Genomic DNA, 15140 nt, shown 5'->3' with positions numbered 1-15140 from the left:
CAAGCTGCGCGCCGCCAGGGCGCAGGCGCCGCCCCAGGAGATCGCGGCGGCCCATTGCGCGCCGGCCGGCAGCCGGGCCAGGGGGCGCTCGGCGAGGCAGGCGGTGATCAGCCAGACCAGCAAGGCGGGGAGCGCGACCGCCGAAGTGGCGGCGAACTGGCGCCACCACGCAGCGGCATCGGGCACCGAAAAGGCCACGCCGAGCGCGAGCACGCCATGCACGAACAAGACCGCCCGCAGCACGACGCCGACGTGGCAGACGTCGAAGGCCGAACTTCGGTCGTCAGCCAGGCGCCTGCCCGGCGTGTCGCCGTCCAGACCGCCGAAGCCGGTGCTCAGCAGCGCGGGTGCCGTGCTCGTGCCCGGGCCGGACGCCGGCGTGCCACCGACGGGCTGGGCAGAGGATTTCGCGGCAGTCACCGGGTGTTCGTCGCGTTCGGGGGTTGAGTCAGGAGCGGCGCAGGGATGGGTGCGGGAGCGGTGCAAGAGCAGCGCGAGGGTGAAAAGTCGCCTTCTACAATCGATTGTCCACAACCCATGCGGTCCACGGCAAGCCGCAGCACCCGCCCTTCGATGAGCAACGACAACCAATTCGACAAGAAGTCACGGGCCTGGTCGGCGCTGTTCTCCGAACCGATGAGCGAGCTGGTGCAGCGCTACACCGCCAGCGTCGATTTCGACAAGCGCCTGTGGCGCGCCGACATCGACGCGTCGCTCGCCCACGCGGAGATGCTTGCCGCGCAGCGCATCCTCGGTGCCGACGACCACGCCGCCATCGTGCGCGGCATGGCGCAGATCGCGGCCGACATCGAATCGGGCGCCTTCGAGTGGAAGCTCGAGCTCGAGGACGTGCACCTCAACATCGAGGCGCGCCTGACCCAACTCGTGGGCGACGCCGGCAAGCGCCTGCACACCGGCCGCTCGCGCAACGACCAGGTCGCCACCGACGTGCGCCTGTGGCTGCGCGGCGAGATCGACTCGCTGTGCGCGTTGCTCACGGCGTTGCAGCGCGCACTGGTCGATGTGGCCGAACCCAACGCCGAAGTGATCCTGCCCGGTTTCACGCACCTGCAGGTGGCCCAACCCGTGAGCTTCGGCCACCATCTGCTGGCGTACGTGGAGATGTTCTCGCGGGACGCCGAACGCCTGCTCGACGTGCGCAGAAGAGTCAACCGCCTGCCGCTCGGCGCCGCCGCGCTGGCCGGCACGAGCTATCCGCTCGATCGTGAGCGCGTGGCGCGCACGCTCGGCTTCGAGGGGGTATGCCAGAACTCGCTCGACGCCGTGAGCGACCGCGACTTCGCCATCGAGTTCTCTGCCGCCGCAGCGCTGTGCATGGTGCACGTGTCGCGCCTGAGCGAGGAGCTGATCCTGTGGATGAGCCAGAGTTTCGGCTTCATCGACCTGGCCGATCGCTTCTGCACCGGCTCGTCGATCATGCCGCAGAAGAAGAACCCCGACGTGCCCGAACTCGCGCGCGGCAAGACCGGCCGCGTGGTCGGCCACCTGATGGGCCTGCTCACCTTGATGAAGGGCCAGCCGCTGGCCTACAACAAGGACAACCAGGAAGACAAGGAGCCGCTGTTCGACACGGTCGACACACTGAGCGACACGCTGCGCATCTTTGCCGAGCTGGTGGGCGGCATCAGCGTCAAGCCCGAAGCGATGGAACGCGCCGCGCTCAAGGGCTACGCCACCGCGACCGATCTGGCCGACTACCTGGTGAAGAAGGGGCTGCCGTTTCGCGATGCACACGAGGTGGTCGCGCATGCGGTCAAGGTCGCCATCGCTCAGGGCGTCGATCTGTCGGAGCTGCCGCTGGCCACGCTGCAGACTTTTCACCCGTCGATCGGCGAAGAGGTGTATGCCCTGCTCACGCTGCGCGGCTCGCTCGATGCGCGGCAGGTGCTCGGCGGTACGGCGCCGGCGCAGGTGCGGGTGCAGATCGCGCGGCATCGGGCACGGCTCGGCCCCGCCTGAAGCCGTGTTCGCATTCGACGGCGCGCAGCGTGCGTATGCGCTGCGATGAAGACGCGCCGGCAGATGCTGTTTTCCAGCGGGCTTGCGGCCAGCGCGCTGGCCCTGACCGCATGTTCACCCACGCGTGCGCTCAACGCGCTGCTGCCGGCTGGCACTCACCCACTCACGCCTGACCTCGCCTACGGCAGCGATCCTCGCCAGCGCCTCGACATCTATCAGCCGACCTCCCCGTCGCCACCCGGCGGCCACCCGGTCGTGCTGTTCTTCTACGGCGGTTCCTGGAACAGCGGCGAGCGCGCCGGCTACCGCTTCATCGGCGAAGCTCTCGCTTCGCGCGGCGTGCTCACCCTGGTGGCCGATTACCGTCTCTACCCGCAGGTGCGCTACCCCGACTTCCTGGTTGATTGCGCCGGCGCCCTAGCCTTCGCGTTGCGCGAGGCGCCGCGCTTCGGCGGCAATGCCGAGCACGTGTTCGTGATGGGCCATAGCGCCGGCGCCTACAACGCGGCCATGCTGGCGCTCGATGGGCGCTGGCTGGCCACGCAAGGGCTCGCACCCGAACGGCTGGCCGGCTGGATCGGTCTGGCCGGACCCTACGACTTCGTGCCCATCGTCAACCCCGACGTGCGCCCGGTGTTCCACCATCCAAACGTGCCGCCGGATTCGCAGCCGATCCGCCATGCGGATCAGCACGCGGTGCGCAGCTTCCTCGGCGCGGCGCGCGACGACGCCGTGGTCAATCCGCAGCGCAACACGGCACGACTTGCGGAGCGGCTGCGGCGCGCCGGCACCGATGTCAGCTTGCGCTGGTACGAGCGCGTCGGTCACGTCAGCCTGCTGGGCGCATTCGCAAGACCCTTGCGCTGGCTTGCGCCGGTGCTGGACGATGTCGAGGCTTTCATCAAAACCGAGACCGGTTCGTGAAGCACTCACGGCGTTGCCGCGTCGCCGTGCTCAAGCCCGGCCGGCCGGCTCACAGCAGCGCGGCTCAGCCGATCAGATTGGCCAGCGTCATCAACGCCAGCAGCAGCATCCACAGCACCACCGAGCGCCACACCAGGCCGACGACGCTGCGCAAGTGCCCGAACTCCGGCGCAGCGCCGGGCGTGGAACCGAGCGAATGAATCTCGTCTGCGCCGCCACCGGCCGTGAGGCCCTTGGACAGGTCTGCCGCCAGCGGCGGCGCGGCGCTGCCGCCCAGGCGAACGCCGACCGCACCGGCGGCTGAAGCCAGGATCACGCCGTCGCTGGAGTGCTGCCACAGCGCGGCGTCGCGACGCCAGCAGGAGATCGCCTCTTCGAAGTTGCCGACGACCGCGAAGCCGAAGGCGGTGAGCCGAGCCGGCATGTGGTCCATCAGCGAGAAGATCTGCTGCGAGCGCTGCATCAGCCGCTCGTTGGTGGGCATGCCGACGGTGTGGCTGCGAAAGGCCCAGAAGCGGCTGGCGAACTCGGCCAGCCGATAAAGCACCGCCCCGGCCGGACCGAGCCCGAACGAGCCCAGCAGAACGAACCAGAAGAACACGCCGAACACATGGCGGTGCGCCGCGAGCAGCGAATGCTCGATCACGTGGCGCAGCAGTTCGGTGCGTGGCAGGTCGCTCGCGTCGAGATGGCGCCACTGAGCGAGCAGTGAACGCGCCTGCACCTCGTCGCGGCGCTCGAGCGCATCGCGGATGTCGGTGTAGTAGTGGCTGAACTGGCGAAAGCCGAGCGTGAGGTAGAGCACCACGACGTTCCAGCCGAAGCCGAGCAGCGGGTTCACACGCACCAGCGCGATGAAGATCGCAGCGACGGCCAGCGTCGGCAGCAACGCGCTGATCAGCCAGACGACCCATGCATGATGATCGCGGCCGGCGTCGAAGTTGCGGCCGATCCAGCGCGTCCAGGCAACGAGCGCTTCGTGAACCCCGTTCTGGCGCGGCAGCGGCCGCAATTGCTCGATCACCAGGGCCAGCAAGACCGCGAAAAAACTCATGCGTCGATGATAGCCAGCGACTTGCCGCGCACTCGTTGCGGCCGTGCCGCTCAGGCGCTAAGGAAGCGGTAGAAGTTGCGCAGCATGGCTGCGGTCGCACCCCAGATGAAGTAGCGGCGCGACGCGCCGAGTGCGTCCGCGCCCGACCACGGCATGCTGAAGAACTCGCGGGTCGCACCCTCGATCTCGATGCCGCGGCGCTCGTGGTGCGCCGGGTTCATCAGGAAGGCGAGCGGCACCTCGAACACCTCGTCGACCTCGCCCGGGTCGGGCCGCAGCGTGAAGGCAGGCGTGACCAACGCGACCACCGGCGTGACGACGAACTGCGTGACGGTCGTGTACTGCGGCAGCAGGCCGATCACCTCGGCCTCGCCCGGCGCCAGCCCCACTTCTTCCTGCGCCTCGCGGAGTGCAGTGGCGAGGGCGTCGGCATCGCCCGGCTCGGCGCGACCGCCGGGAAAGCTGATCTGCCCGGCGTGGTGTCGCAGGTGATCGGTGCGGCGCGTCAGCAGCACGGTGAGCTCATCGCGCAGCACCAGGGCGACGAGCACCGAGGCCCGCGCCGGCGTGCGCTGCAGTCCCGGGCGATCGGCCAGCAGCTCGGGCTGCCAGGCCGGCGGCGCACGGAAGCGCTCGCGCAAGGCAGCGGGTGTCAACCGCTCGGCAGGCACCGGCGGCAGATCGCCAACCGCTGCAATCACGGGGAGCTCTTCCGGATCGAAAACGGGCAGTCGGGACATGAAAAAACCGCCGGGCCGGGACGGCGCAGCGGTTGATGTGGCGAGTCGATCAGGCTGAAGGCAGGCCGGCATTCGATGCGGCCGGCTGCGCGGGGCCGCGCCAAAATTGCTTCGCGCTGAAGCGCGACCCGGGGCTCGTGCCCGCGGGCGGCTTCATCAGCCGAGTTTTTCCTTGATGCGCGCCGACTTGCCGCTGCGCTCGCGCAGGTAATAGAGCTTGGCGCGGCGCACATCGCCGCGGCGCTTGACCTCGATCGCGGCGATAAGGGGGCTATAGAGCTGGAACGTGCGCTCGACGCCTTCGCCGCTGGAGATCTTGCGCACGATGAACGCGCTGTTGAGGCCGCGGTTGCGCTTGGCGATCACGACGCCTTCGTAGGCCTGCAGCCGCTTGCGCGTGCCTTCGACCACCTTGACGCTGACGATCACCGTGTCGCCGGGGGCGAAAGGCGGGATCGTCTTGTTCAGGCGAGCGATCTCTTCCTGCTCGAGGGTTTGGATCAAGTCCATGGGTTCACTCCTGGTGATCGTGCACGCGCATCGCTGGGCCGAAGTGGCCAGGGCCGGGCAGAGGATCGAAAAACCGCAGATTATAGAGGCAGAGAACGAAGGTAGCGCTCGTCCGCAGGCGCGAGGCGCCCAAGCGCGCGGGCCGCTTCGATCAAGTCGGGCCGGCGCCGCGCGGTGAGTTCGAGTTGGCGCTCGCGCCGCCAGCGCGCAATTTCGGCGTGATGACCTGACAGCAGCACCGAGGGCACGGCATCCTCTGCAGCGCTGCCCAGGCGCTCGGGTCGGCTGTAATGGGGGCAGTCGAGCAGGCCGTCCGAAAAGCTGTCCTGGCGATGCGACTCGGGGTCGCGCAACACGCCGGGCTGCAGCCGGGCGGTGGCATCGAGCAGCGCCAACGCCGCCATCTCACCGCCGGAAAGCACGAAATCACCCAGGCTCAACTCCTCATCGACATGCCGCTCGATGAAGCGCTGATCGATGCCTTCGTAGCGCCCGCACACCAGCACCGCTCCCGGGCTGGCGGCCAGCGCTTCAACGCGCGCTTGCGTCAGCCGGGCTCCGGCCGGGCTGAACAACAGCACCGGCGTGCGCGACGCGCCTGCTTCCACCTGAGCGCTGCGCGCCGCAGCGAGCGCGCGCTCCAGCGGCGGGGCGAGCATCACCATGCCGGGGCCGCCGCCGAAGCAGCGGTCGTCCACCCGGCGATAGGCGTCGTCGGCGAAGTCGCGCAGCGGCCATAGCAGCAGATCGACACCGCCGCCATCGAAGGCGCGCCGTGTGATGCCGACGGTTCGCAGGGGCGCGAACCATTCCGGAAACAACGTAAGGACGTCGAAGCGCATGCGCAGCGCCTCAGTAATCGAGGCCCCAATCGACCGTGATCAGGCGTTCGGTCAGATCGACGCCGTCGACGTAGGCTGCAACGAAGGGAATCAACCGCTCGCCGTCGTCGCTGACCGCGTCGCTCGCAGCCGGCGCCACGCGCAGAACGCTGTGCGCGCCGGTGTCGAGGAGACCCGCCACCGTGCCGAGCGCCTCGCCTTCCCGATTGACCACGGCGAGACCGATCAGATCGTGCCAGTAGTACTCGTCGGGCTGCGTGCTCGGAAAGCTCGCGCGCGGGACGAACACCCGGCAGCCGCGCAAGGCTTCGGCCGCCGTGCGGTCCGCCAGGTCACGTACGTTGGCGACGATGACGTCGCCTTGAGTGCGCGCCTGCGTGATGTGCAGCAGGCTCGGCACGACGCCCGTGTCCCGGCCAGGCAACTTAGCTTCGGGCGGCCGCAGAAACCATCGGCGCGACGAGAACAGCGCCTGTGGATCGCTCGAGAAGGGCACCACCTTGATGCCGCCCTGCAAACCCCAGGCATCGACGATGCGCCCGACCTCGATGGCGTCCTCGGGCCAGACGACGGCGTCGTCCTGCGAGGCGGCAGCCACGTTGCGGCGACCCGTCGTCGCTCGTGGATCAGGCCGCGGCGGGCGCGACCTTGGCCTTGGCGTCCTGCACCAGGCGGGCCACGGTGGGCGACATTTGCGCGCCGTGGCTGACCCAGTAGTCGACGCGGTCGAACACCACGCGCAGCGGCTCTTCGCCGCCCGAGGCGACCGGGTTGTAGAAACCCACGCGCTCGAGGAACCGGCCGTCGCGGCGGTTGCGCGCCGGCGCGGCAACGATGTTGTAGAAGGGGCGCTTCTTGGAGCCGCCGCGTGCAAGTCGGATCACGACCATGATGTTTCCTTCAAGTTTGCGAAATCCACTGCGCCCGCCTGTGGACATCACGGCTCGGGGCTTGCGAATCTGGGGATGCCGGCTTGCGCTGGCACGTCGGTTCTTCGAACAGGCGCCACGTTAGTGGGGTGCCGTCACCGAAACCGGGCATTATAAACTTGCCGCTGATGAGCGAACCCGTCCTGCCCCAAACCCTGCTGTTGCGGCCCAGCCGTGCCGCCGACCTGCCGGCCATCGGCACGATCTACGGCTGGCACACCGAACACAGCAGCGGCACCTTCGAGCTCGCTGCACCGGGCCTGGAAGAAATGGCGCGCCGCCGCAACGACGTGCTGGCCAAAGGGCTGCCGTGGCTGGTGGCCGAGCAGGCCGGCACGGTGCTCGGCTTCGCCTACGCCACTCATTTCCGGCCCCGTCCGGCCTACCGTTTCGCGCTAGAGGATTCGATCTACCTCTCGCCTGAAGCACAAGGTCGCGGCGTCGGCCGGCTGCTGCTGGCCGAGCTGGTCGCGCGCTGCGAAGCGCTCGGCGCACGCCAGATGTTCGCGGTGATCGGCGACAGCGCCAACGCGGCCTCGGTGGGTGTGCACCGCTCGCTCGGCTTCACCGACGTGGGCACGATGCGCTCGGCCGGCTGGAAGTTCGGCCGCTGGCTCGACGTGGTGATCCTGCAGCGCGCGCTCGGACTGGGCGACCACGCGCCGGTCGGCGGTGGCGCGCAGCCGGCACCCGCTGCATGAGGGCGGCCAAATCGAAGACGCTCGCCACCTGGCTCGCCTTCGTCGCCGGCAGCCTGGGTCTGCACCGCTTCTACTTGCACGGCCCGAAGGACGTCTGGGGCTGGCTGCACCTGCCGCCGGCGCTGCTCGGCTCCTACGGCGTGTGGCGCATGCTCGAACTCGGCCACGACGACCGTCTGGCCTGGGCCTTGATTCCGCTGCTCGGGCTGGTGCTCTCGGCCAGCATGCTGGCGGCCATCGTCTACGGCCTCATGCCCGACGAGAGGTGGAACGCGCGCTTCAACGCCGGTGCGGCTGCAACGAGCAGCGGCTGGCTCGCGGTGCTGGGCGTCCTGGCGGCCTTGACGGTCGGCTCGACCGTGTTGATCGCCACCATCGCCTTCAGCGGGCAGCGCTATTTCGAGTCGCAGGTCGAAGCGGGTCGGCAGATCAGCCAGTGACAGGCCGCCGGTTCAGGCTGGCTCTGCGAACAACGCAACGTGCTCGTCGCGCAGCAGGTTCTTCTGCACCTTGCCCATCGCATTGCGCGGCAGCTCGGCCACGACGAAGAGCCGCTTGGGCACCTTGAAGTTGGCGATGCGGGCCTTGAGCCCGGCCAGCAGTCCATCGCTGTCGAGGGCGACATTCGGTTTGGCGACCGCCATGGCGACCACCGCCTCGCCGAAATCGGGATGCGGCACGCCGATCACCGCCGACTCGGCCACGCCGGGCAACTCGTTCAGATAGCCTTCGACCTCGGCCGGATAGACGTTGTAGCCGCCGCTGATGATGAGGTCCTTGCTGCGCCCGACGATGCTCAGGTAGCCGTCGTCTGAAAACCGGCCGACGTCGCCAGTCTTGAACCAGCCGTCGGCGGTGAACTCTTCAGCCGTCTTCTCGGGCATGCGCCAGTAGCCGAGGAAAACATTCGGCCCGCACACCTCCACCCGGCCGATCTCGCCGGCCGGCAAGGCGCCCTCGGCGTCACCGACCACGCGCACCTGCACGTCCGGCAGCGGCTTGCCCACGGTGCCGCCGATGCGCTCGCCGTCCTGGGCGCGGCCGGGGTTGGAGGTGAGCATCACCGTCTCGCTCATGCCGTAGCGCTCTAGGATCGTGTGGCCCGTGCGTGCCTTCCAATCGCGAAAGGTCTCGATCAGCAGCGGCGCCGAGCCGGAGACGAAAAGCCGCATGTGCGCACAGGCCTCGCGTGTGAGACCGCCCTCGTGCAGCAACCGAACGTAGAGCGTCGGCACGCCCATGAAGACCGTGGCGCGCTGCAGCCGTTCCAGCACCGCGCGCGGCTCGAACTTTGCACACCACAGGATCGTGCTGCCGCCCAGCAAGGCGCCGTGCGAGGCGACGAAGAGGCCATGCACATGGAAGATCGGCAGCGCATGGATCAGCACGTCGTCCGGCTGCCAGTCCCAGTAACTTTTTAGCGTGCGCGCATTGCTCAGCAGGTTGCCGTGACTCAGCATCGCGCCCTTGCTGCGCCCGGTGGTGCCCGAGGTGTAGAGGATCGCCGCCAGCTCGTCGCTGCGCTTGACGGCGATCTCGTGCCGGTCGCTGTGCTGCGAGGCGCGTTCGAGCAGGGTGCCGCTGCGGTCGTCGTTCAGCGTGAAGACCTGCTGCACGCCGAGCGAAAACGCCAGCTTGCTGATCCACCCGAAGTCGCGACCCGCGCACACCACCACGCCCGGTTCGGCGTTGGCGATGAAATAGCGCAGCTCTTCCTTGCGATAGGCGTTGTTCAGCGGCAGATAGACCAAGCCCGCGCGCAAGGTCGCCAGGTACAGGAGCAGCGCCTCGACCGACTTGTCGGTGTGTGCCGCGACGCGTGTGCCGGCGGGCAGCTCGAGCGACAGGAGCAGGTTGGCGATCATCGCGCTGCCGCGCTCGAGATCGCCCCAGGTGTAGGCCAAGCCGTTGTCGGTTTCGACGGCGGTACGGTCCAGGTCCTGCGGAAAGCCGGCCCGCAATGCAGCGAAGAGGTTGTCGTTCGAGATCATTGCGATTCGTCGCGGGAAAGGGGCGCACGCCGCTCGAGAAACGCCGTCACGCCTTCCCGGTGGGTGGCGCTCGCCGCATAGCCGAAGTGCGCTGCGCGTTCGGGCTCGGTCGGTCCGCCGGCGAGAAGCTGGCGCAGCGTGCGCTTGTTGGCGCGCGCCACCGACGCGGGATTCTGGGCGACGCGCTGCGCCGTGGCCCAGGCTTCCGCCGCGGCATCGTCCGCCAAGCGGTGCAGCAGCCCGCGCTGAAGGGCACCGGCGGCGTCGAGCAGTCCGGCTTCGAGCAACAACTCCGCGGCGCCGGCACGGCCGAACGCGGCCAGCACGACGGCCAACTCATCGGGCGCCATCGGAAAGCCCAGCTTGGCCACCGGTGCGCCGAGACGGGCATCCGGCTGCCCGATGCGCAAATCGCAGCAGGCCGCGATTTCCAGCCCGCCCCCGACGCAAGCGCCTTCGATCTGCGCGATGAGCGGCACGTCCGTCGCCCGCAGCGCATGCAGCGCCGGCGCGATCACACCTTCGTGATAGTCGCGCAGCGTGTCGGGTGCGAAGCGAAAGCCCGGGAACTCCGCAATGTCGGCACCGGCGGCGAAATCACCGTCCTCGCCGCACACGATGACCGCATGCAGGGCGGGCGTCATGGCATCGAGGCAGGCCGCAATGTCGCGCAGCGAGCGCCACATCGCGACGCTGATCGCGCCGAGCTTGCCCGGATGCGCGATCCGGATGCGGGCGATGCGCGCATCGCCCGCATCGCGCTCGAAGCGAATGCTGCCGCTCATGCCCTTGCTGCGCCCCGTTGCCGAGGCCTGCGCCTCATTGAAGCTTCGCGCCCGATGCCTTGACCACCTCCGCCCAGCGCTTGACCTCGGCATCGACGAAGGTTCCGAAGGCCTTGCCGGTGAGGGTGGGCGTCTCGGATCCGAGGTTGTTCCACATCTTCTTGAGCTCGGGCGTGTTCAGCGCCTTCGTCACCTCGGCGGTCATGCGCTCGACCACTTCGGGCGGCGTTCCCTTGGGGGCCCAAAGCGCGTACCAGCTCGAGACCTCGTAGGTCGGCAGACCGCCGCTCACGCTGGTGGGCAGGTCGGGGAATCCCGGCGCCGGCTTCGCGGCTGCCACGGCGAGCGGCTTGATGCGCCCACCCTTGATGTGCCCGGACGACGAACCGAGCCCGTCGAACATGACATCCACCTGCCCGGCGATCAAGTCCTGCAGTGCCGGCCCGGCGCCGCGGTAGGGAATGTGGGTGATGAAGGTCTTGGTCTGCAGCTTGAACAGCTCGCCCGCCAGATGGTGCGAGGTGCCGTTGCCGGCCGAGCCGTAATTCAGTTTGCCGGGGTTGGCCTTGGCATAGGCGATGAACTCGCCGAGCGTGTTGGCCTTGACCTTGCCCGGATGGACCACGATCACCTGCGGCACGCTCGAAACCAGCGCGATGGGAATGAAATCGGCCTGCAGGTCGTAGTCGAGGTTCGGGTACATCGACGGGGCGATGGTGTGGTGCACCGCGCCCATGAAGAAGGTGTAGCCGTCGGGCGCGGCCTTGGCGGCAAGGCTCGCGCCGAGGGTTCCGCCGGCGCCGCCCTTGTTGTCGATGATGAACTGGCGGCCGAGCTCCTTGGTGAGAACGGCAGTGAGCGGACGCGCGAAGGCGTCGGTGCCGCCGCCGGCGGGGAACGGCACGACGATCGTCACCGGCTTCGTTGGCCAGGACTGCGCCGCGGCCCAGGGCGCGGCCAAGCCGGCCGCGAGGGCCAGCGCTGCGTGGAGCGCCTGGCGGCGTCCGTTCGGGGAAAAGGTCTTCATGCGTTGTCTCCTGTCGGTCTTCTTGCTGGGGAGTCTCCGGCCGGGCGGCTAGAGCTTGCGCGCCAGGCGGCGCGAACTGACGACCTCGCCGTGGACGAAGCGCTCGTGCTGCGCCTCGACCTCGTCGAGGTTGTAGAGGTAATTGACCATCAGGCCGAGCGATTGCTTCAGGCCCTTGGCGCCCACGTCGCCGGCCCAGTTGAGCCGCTCCAACCGGGCGCCGTTGTTCAGGTGGAACTTCGCCACCGCGTTGGCACGCGGCGTGACCGACTCGTGCACGAGGTAGTGCATGGCGAGCCGTTCGATCGCCTCGCGAAGCGGCTCGGCGGCCGTGCGCGGATCGAAGGCGCCCAAGCCCTCAAGCGCCGCGCCGAAGGCCGCGCGCAGCACGGCATCGGCCTCGGTCAGGCGCTGCAGCTGCCGTGCAGGCAGCTCGCCGCGATCGTCCCAGCGGCCGCTTTTCTTCAGCCAGTCGGCGAAGCCGGGCATGGGCGACAGCGTGCAAAAGCTCTTGAGCTGCGGCAGCTCCTGCTTCAACTGCTCGGCCACGCGCTTGATGAGGAAGTTGCCGAGCGACACGCCCTTCAGCCCCGGCTCGCAGTTGCTGATCGAATAGAAGGTCGCGACCTTGAACTCGCTCAGCGGCCCCGGCTCCGACGCCGGGTCGATCAGCGGCGCGATCGCTTCCGGCATCTCCGGCACGAGCGCGACCTCCACGAAGATGAGCGGCTCGCCCGGCAGCGCCGGGTGAAAAAACGCGAAGCAGCGGCGGTCGGGCTGCAGGCGGCGGCGCAGGTCGCGCCAGCCGTCGATCGCATGCACCGCCTCGTGCTCGATGATGCGTTCGAGCAGAGCCGCGCTCGAGCCCCAATCCACCCGCTGCATCTGCAGGAAGCCGGCGTTGAACCAGGACGACAGCAGGTGCTGGAAGTCGGACTCCACGGCGGCCAGCTCTGGCTTGGCCTTCAGCGCCGCGATCAGCGAACGGCGCAGCGCGACGATCGCCGCGGTGCCGCCGGGCGCACGGCTCAGGCGGCGCAGCAGTTCCTGGCGCGGCGGCTCGACCTTGGCGGCCAGATCGATCAACTGCGCCGCGCCGGGCTCGCGGGCGTAGCGCTGCGCGGCGTCGAGCACTGCTTGCGGATCAGGGCCGAACTCCGCGGACAACAGCTCGAAGAACGCCGGATGCTGCGCCGGCGTCAATGCCTGCAGATCGGCCAGCAGTTCGGCGGCGATCGCGAAACTGTTGGCTTCGCCGCGCTCGGACAGCAGCCGGCGACTGCCGCGCAGGATGCGGTCGAGCCGCTTCGGATCGGCCGGCGACGCCGGCTTGCGCCGCGACAGAGGCCCGGCGGCACGGAAGGTGCCGAGGTTGAGGGCTGGCAGCGTCCACATGCTCAAACTCCGGAGGTAGCCCGGCGACGGGCGGGGCGCGGCGGGCGCGGGCTCACATCGGCTTCGGCTTTGGCTTCGACTTCGCTCACACCGTCCGGTGCGGCGCCGCGCTCCCGGGCACGCAGCGCCTGCAGCGCCGCCAGTTGGGCCATCAGGTGATCGTGCATCACGCGCGCGGCGCGCGGCGCATCGCGGGCCGTGAGTGCGTCGATCAGTTCGCGGTGCTCGACGATGGACGCCGCCATGCGCCCCGGCCGCCGCAGCTGGCGCCCGCGCAGCAGGCGCATGAACACGCGCAGCTGCTCCGTGCTGCGGCTCAGCCAGGGATTGGCGGCGACGGCCTGCACGCGGCTGTGAAACACGTGGTTGGCGCGGTAGTAGCCGTCGCCGTCGCCGGCAGCGGCGTGGCGCTCCAGCGCATCGTGCAGCCGGGACAGCTCGGTAAGTTCGGCATCGCTCGCGCGCTGCGCCGCCTCGAAGGCGCAGCGGCCTTCGAGCAGCGCCATGACGGGGAAGAGTCGCTCGGCATCGTCTTCCGACACCTCGGTGACCCGGCAGCCGCGGCGCGGCTCGAGCGTGACCAGACCTTCGGAGACCAGCACCTTCAGCGCCTCGCGCACCGGCGTGCGGCTGATGGCCCAGTCGCGCGCCAGCGCCTGCTCATCAACCCATTGCCCGGGCGCCAGCTGGCGCTCGAAGATCATCGCCCGCAGTCGCGAAGCCACTTCCTCGTGCAGCGAGACGGGACGGATTGCGTCGGTCAGGGCGGTGAAATCGCTGAGGTCGGCCATTGCGGATCTGTCGGCAGTCGGGGAAGAGCGCCTCTGAAGGCTAGCCGACAAAATTCATAATTACAACGGCATCGGCCCGGATAAGCCGTCCAGACGGCGGCTTCGGAGGTCGCCGCGACAATCCTCGAATGTTTTCTCCCTCTCAAAACGACGTCCGACTTTTCTTCTGCACCGCCTACCGCAAGCAGCTCGGGGGCGAGCCGCTTACGCCGATGGAGGCGATCGCCGCCGACTGGATCGCCGAGCATCCGGAGTACCACGCCGACCTGACCGACGCCGACGCGGCGCTGTCCGCGAGCTACACGGTGGAGGAAGGCCGCAGCAACCCCTTCCTGCATCTGTCGATGCACCTGTCGATCACCGAGCAGTTGAGCGTCGATCAGCCGGTCGGCATCAAGCAGGCGTTCGCGCTGCTGGCGGCGAAGCGGGGTTCGGCGCACGAAGCGCAGCACGAGCTGATGGAGTGCCTGGGCGAGATGCTCTGGGCTTCGCAGCGCAGCGGCCTGCCGCCCGACGGCGAGGCCTACATCGACTGCGTGAGGCGCCGCGCGACGCGCTGAGCGCTGCTCCCGCGCGGGCAGCGCACCGGGCGCTCAGGTCACTTCACACTGATCCACTGCCACTCGAGCCAGTTGTCGGCACGATGCACGACCGTCACGTTGCTGCGTGCGGCCCACGGAATGATCTGCCGGTGCAGCGGAATGTGGTGCACCTGCTCCTTGTGCTCCTGCAGCGCGGCCTTGACGAGCGCCTCGCGCTTGGCGGCGTCGGGCTCGCGGCTGGAGGCTTTGATGAGCGCATCGAGCTTTTCGTTCTGCACGCCGCCGAAGTTCCACGTGCCGGCGCCGGCTTCGCCGCGGCTGCGCAGGATCGGCGTGAGCGTAGTTTCTGCATCGGTGATCGAGCCGCCCCAGCCCAGCAGGTACATCGAGGTATCGCCACGCTGCAGCTTGGGAAAGTAAGTGCTGCGCGGCATCGCGTTGACCGCGAGCTTCACCTTGATCTGCGCCCACATCGCCGCCAGCGCCAGGCAGATTTCCTCGTCGTTGATGTAGCGGTTGTTCGGGCAGTCGAGCGTGACCGCGAAGCCCTCGGCATAGCCGGCGGCGCTCATCAACTGGCGCGCCGCTTTCAGGTCGTAGGGCAGGCGCCGCTCGAGATCGGGATCGTTGTAGGCGCCCAGCGGCGAGGGCGTGATGCCGCCGGTGGGCAGCGACTGGCCGCGCATCAGCTTGGTCTTCAGCGTCTCGATATCGATGGCGTGATAGAGAGCGCGGCGAACGCGCAGATCCTTGAACGGGTTGCGATCACCCGGCACGCGGCCGTAGAGAAGCTTGTCGCGCGCCTGGTCCATGCCGATGAAGAGCACACGGTTCTCCGGGCCGTCGATGACCTTGACGCCCTCGGTGCGGCGCAGCCGCGGCACGTCCTGCGGGGCGGGGTCCAGCACGAAATCGATCTGCCCGGAAAT

The 15140-nt window shown here is 68.8% G+C and carries 17 protein-coding genes and 1 pseudogene; 5 read left to right on the top strand and 13 right to left on the bottom strand.

Going from position 1 to position 15140, the window contains the following annotated elements; translation table 11 throughout:
* Positions 1-420, bottom strand: a pseudogene (locus H0W38_RS04720) (hypothetical protein); the annotation flags it as partial.
* 153 nt (positions 421-573) lie between these two features.
* Between H0W38_RS04720 and argH the strand changes: the two are divergent.
* Complete coding sequence (gene argH / locus H0W38_RS04715; RefSeq protein WP_292451642.1) at positions 574-1980, top strand: argininosuccinate lyase; 1407 nt, start codon at positions 574-576, stop codon at positions 1978-1980.
* A gap of 45 nt (positions 1981-2025) precedes the next feature.
* Positions 2026-2904 (top strand): alpha/beta hydrolase, encoded by an 879-nt coding sequence (locus H0W38_RS04710; RefSeq protein WP_292451640.1) that lies wholly within the window; start codon positions 2026-2028, stop codon positions 2902-2904.
* A gap of 64 nt (positions 2905-2968) precedes the next feature.
* Here the strand turns inward: H0W38_RS04710 and H0W38_RS04705 are convergent, their stop codons facing one another.
* From H0W38_RS04705 to rpsP, 6 genes are all read right to left on the bottom strand, one after another.
* Positions 2969-3958 (bottom strand): CobD/CbiB family protein, encoded by a 990-nt coding sequence (locus H0W38_RS04705; RefSeq protein ID WP_292451639.1) that lies wholly within the window; start codon positions 3956-3958, stop codon positions 2969-2971.
* A 50-nt stretch (positions 3959-4008) separates the two neighbouring features.
* Positions 4009-4698, bottom strand: coding sequence for a CoA pyrophosphatase (locus H0W38_RS04700; RefSeq protein ID WP_292451638.1), 690 nt, complete (start codon positions 4696-4698; stop codon positions 4009-4011).
* Between the two features lie 156 nt (positions 4699-4854).
* Positions 4855-5208: a 50S ribosomal protein L19 gene (rplS, locus tag H0W38_RS04695; RefSeq protein WP_292443137.1), complete on the bottom strand. Its 354-nt coding sequence runs from the start codon at positions 5206-5208 to the stop codon at positions 4855-4857.
* Positions 5209-5288: 80 nt separating this feature from the next.
* Entirely contained in the window at positions 5289-6050 is a 762-nt protein-coding gene (gene trmD / locus H0W38_RS04690) for a tRNA (guanosine(37)-N1)-methyltransferase TrmD (protein WP_292451637.1), read from the bottom strand.
* Between the two features lie 10 nt (positions 6051-6060).
* Positions 6061-6648, bottom strand: coding sequence for a ribosome maturation factor RimM (gene rimM / locus H0W38_RS04685; RefSeq protein ID WP_292451635.1), 588 nt, complete (start codon positions 6646-6648; stop codon positions 6061-6063).
* 28 nt (positions 6649-6676) lie between these two features.
* Complete coding sequence (gene rpsP, locus H0W38_RS04680; protein WP_292451634.1) at positions 6677-6940, bottom strand: 30S ribosomal protein S16; 264 nt, start codon at positions 6938-6940, stop codon at positions 6677-6679.
* Positions 6941-7107: 167 nt separating this feature from the next.
* On the opposite strand from rpsP, the gene H0W38_RS04675 reads away from it, so the two are divergent.
* Together H0W38_RS04675 and H0W38_RS04670 are read left to right on the top strand one after the other, a co-directional pair.
* Positions 7108-7680, top strand: a complete 573-nt coding sequence (locus H0W38_RS04675; RefSeq protein WP_292451632.1) for a GNAT family N-acetyltransferase — start codon at positions 7108-7110, stop codon at positions 7678-7680.
* Positions 7677-8120, top strand: a complete 444-nt coding sequence (locus H0W38_RS04670; RefSeq protein WP_292451630.1) for a TM2 domain-containing protein — start codon at positions 7677-7679, stop codon at positions 8118-8120. Before H0W38_RS04675 ends, H0W38_RS04670 begins: the two co-directional genes overlap by 4 nt.
* A 12-nt stretch (positions 8121-8132) precedes the next feature.
* Here the strand turns inward: H0W38_RS04670 and H0W38_RS04665 are convergent, their stop codons facing one another.
* From H0W38_RS04665 to H0W38_RS04645, 5 genes are read right to left on the bottom strand one after another with little or no spacing between them, the layout of a single operon-like run.
* Positions 8133-9671 (bottom strand): malonyl-CoA synthase, encoded by a 1539-nt coding sequence (locus tag H0W38_RS04665; RefSeq protein WP_292451629.1) that lies wholly within the window; start codon positions 9669-9671, stop codon positions 8133-8135.
* A complete protein-coding gene (locus H0W38_RS04660; protein ID WP_292451628.1) occupies positions 9668-10456 on the bottom strand; it encodes an enoyl-CoA hydratase-related protein in 789 nt (262 codons plus the stop codon). The genes H0W38_RS04665 and H0W38_RS04660 overlap by 4 nt, the downstream gene beginning before the upstream one ends.
* Before the next feature lie 34 nt (positions 10457-10490).
* Positions 10491-11483, bottom strand: a complete 993-nt coding sequence (locus H0W38_RS04655; protein WP_292451627.1) for a tripartite tricarboxylate transporter substrate binding protein — start codon at positions 11481-11483, stop codon at positions 10491-10493.
* 48 nt (positions 11484-11531) lie between these two features.
* Positions 11532-12878 (bottom strand): malonyl-CoA decarboxylase, encoded by a 1347-nt coding sequence (locus H0W38_RS04650; RefSeq protein WP_292451625.1) that lies wholly within the window; start codon positions 12876-12878, stop codon positions 11532-11534.
* A gap of 2 nt (positions 12879-12880) precedes the next feature.
* A complete protein-coding gene (locus tag H0W38_RS04645; RefSeq protein ID WP_292451623.1) occupies positions 12881-13669 on the bottom strand; it encodes a GntR family transcriptional regulator in 789 nt (262 codons plus the stop codon).
* A 128-nt stretch (positions 13670-13797) separates the two neighbouring features.
* On the opposite strand from H0W38_RS04645, the gene H0W38_RS04640 reads away from it, so the two are divergent.
* Positions 13798-14229 (top strand): DUF1841 family protein, encoded by a 432-nt coding sequence (locus H0W38_RS04640; RefSeq protein ID WP_292451621.1) that lies wholly within the window; start codon positions 13798-13800, stop codon positions 14227-14229.
* Positions 14230-14267: 38 nt separating this feature from the next.
* Here H0W38_RS04640 and H0W38_RS04635 read toward each other — a convergent pair.
* A partial coding sequence (locus tag H0W38_RS04635) for an ABC transporter substrate-binding protein (RefSeq protein ID WP_292451619.1) occupies positions 14268-15140 on the bottom strand: 873 nt, incomplete at its 5' end.

It is taken from the genome of Methylibium sp. (assembly GCF_013817365.1).
Lineage (GTDB): Bacteria > Pseudomonadota > Gammaproteobacteria > Burkholderiales > Burkholderiaceae_C > Methylibium.
Note: the sequence above shows the minus strand (reverse complement) of the source record. Positions and strands in the feature narration are given on the sequence as shown.

Coding starts and splice junctions, on each gene's coding strand:
- H0W38_RS04645 (WP_292451623.1), bottom strand. CDS start 13,669: ATGGCCGACCTCAGCGATTTCACCGCCCTGACCGACGCAATCCGTCCC.
- rplS (WP_292443137.1), bottom strand. CDS start 5,208: ATGGACTTGATCCAAACCCTCGAGCAGGAAGAGATCGCTCGCCTGAAC.
- H0W38_RS04710 (WP_292451640.1), top strand. CDS start 2,026: ATGAAGACGCGCCGGCAGATGCTGTTTTCCAGCGGGCTTGCGGCCAGC.
- trmD (WP_292451637.1), bottom strand. CDS start 6,050: ATGCGCTTCGACGTCCTTACGTTGTTTCCGGAATGGTTCGCGCCCCTG.
- H0W38_RS04640 (WP_292451621.1), top strand. CDS start 13,798: ATGTTTTCTCCCTCTCAAAACGACGTCCGACTTTTCTTCTGCACCGCC.
- H0W38_RS04660 (WP_292451628.1), bottom strand. CDS start 10,456: ATGAGCGGCAGCATTCGCTTCGAGCGCGATGCGGGCGATGCGCGCATC.
- H0W38_RS04665 (WP_292451629.1), bottom strand. CDS start 9,671: ATGATCTCGAACGACAACCTCTTCGCTGCATTGCGGGCCGGCTTTCCG.
- rpsP (WP_292451634.1), bottom strand. CDS start 6,940: ATGGTCGTGATCCGACTTGCACGCGGCGGCTCCAAGAAGCGCCCCTTC.
- argH (WP_292451642.1), top strand. CDS start 574: ATGAGCAACGACAACCAATTCGACAAGAAGTCACGGGCCTGGTCGGCG.
- H0W38_RS04700 (WP_292451638.1), bottom strand. CDS start 4,698: ATGTCCCGACTGCCCGTTTTCGATCCGGAAGAGCTCCCCGTGATTGCA.
- H0W38_RS04650 (WP_292451625.1), bottom strand. CDS start 12,878: ATGTGGACGCTGCCAGCCCTCAACCTCGGCACCTTCCGTGCCGCCGGG.
- H0W38_RS04655 (WP_292451627.1), bottom strand. CDS start 11,483: ATGAAGACCTTTTCCCCGAACGGACGCCGCCAGGCGCTCCACGCAGCG.
- H0W38_RS04675 (WP_292451632.1), top strand. CDS start 7,108: ATGAGCGAACCCGTCCTGCCCCAAACCCTGCTGTTGCGGCCCAGCCGT.
- H0W38_RS04705 (WP_292451639.1), bottom strand. CDS start 3,958: ATGAGTTTTTTCGCGGTCTTGCTGGCCCTGGTGATCGAGCAATTGCGG.
- H0W38_RS04670 (WP_292451630.1), top strand. CDS start 7,677: ATGAGGGCGGCCAAATCGAAGACGCTCGCCACCTGGCTCGCCTTCGTC.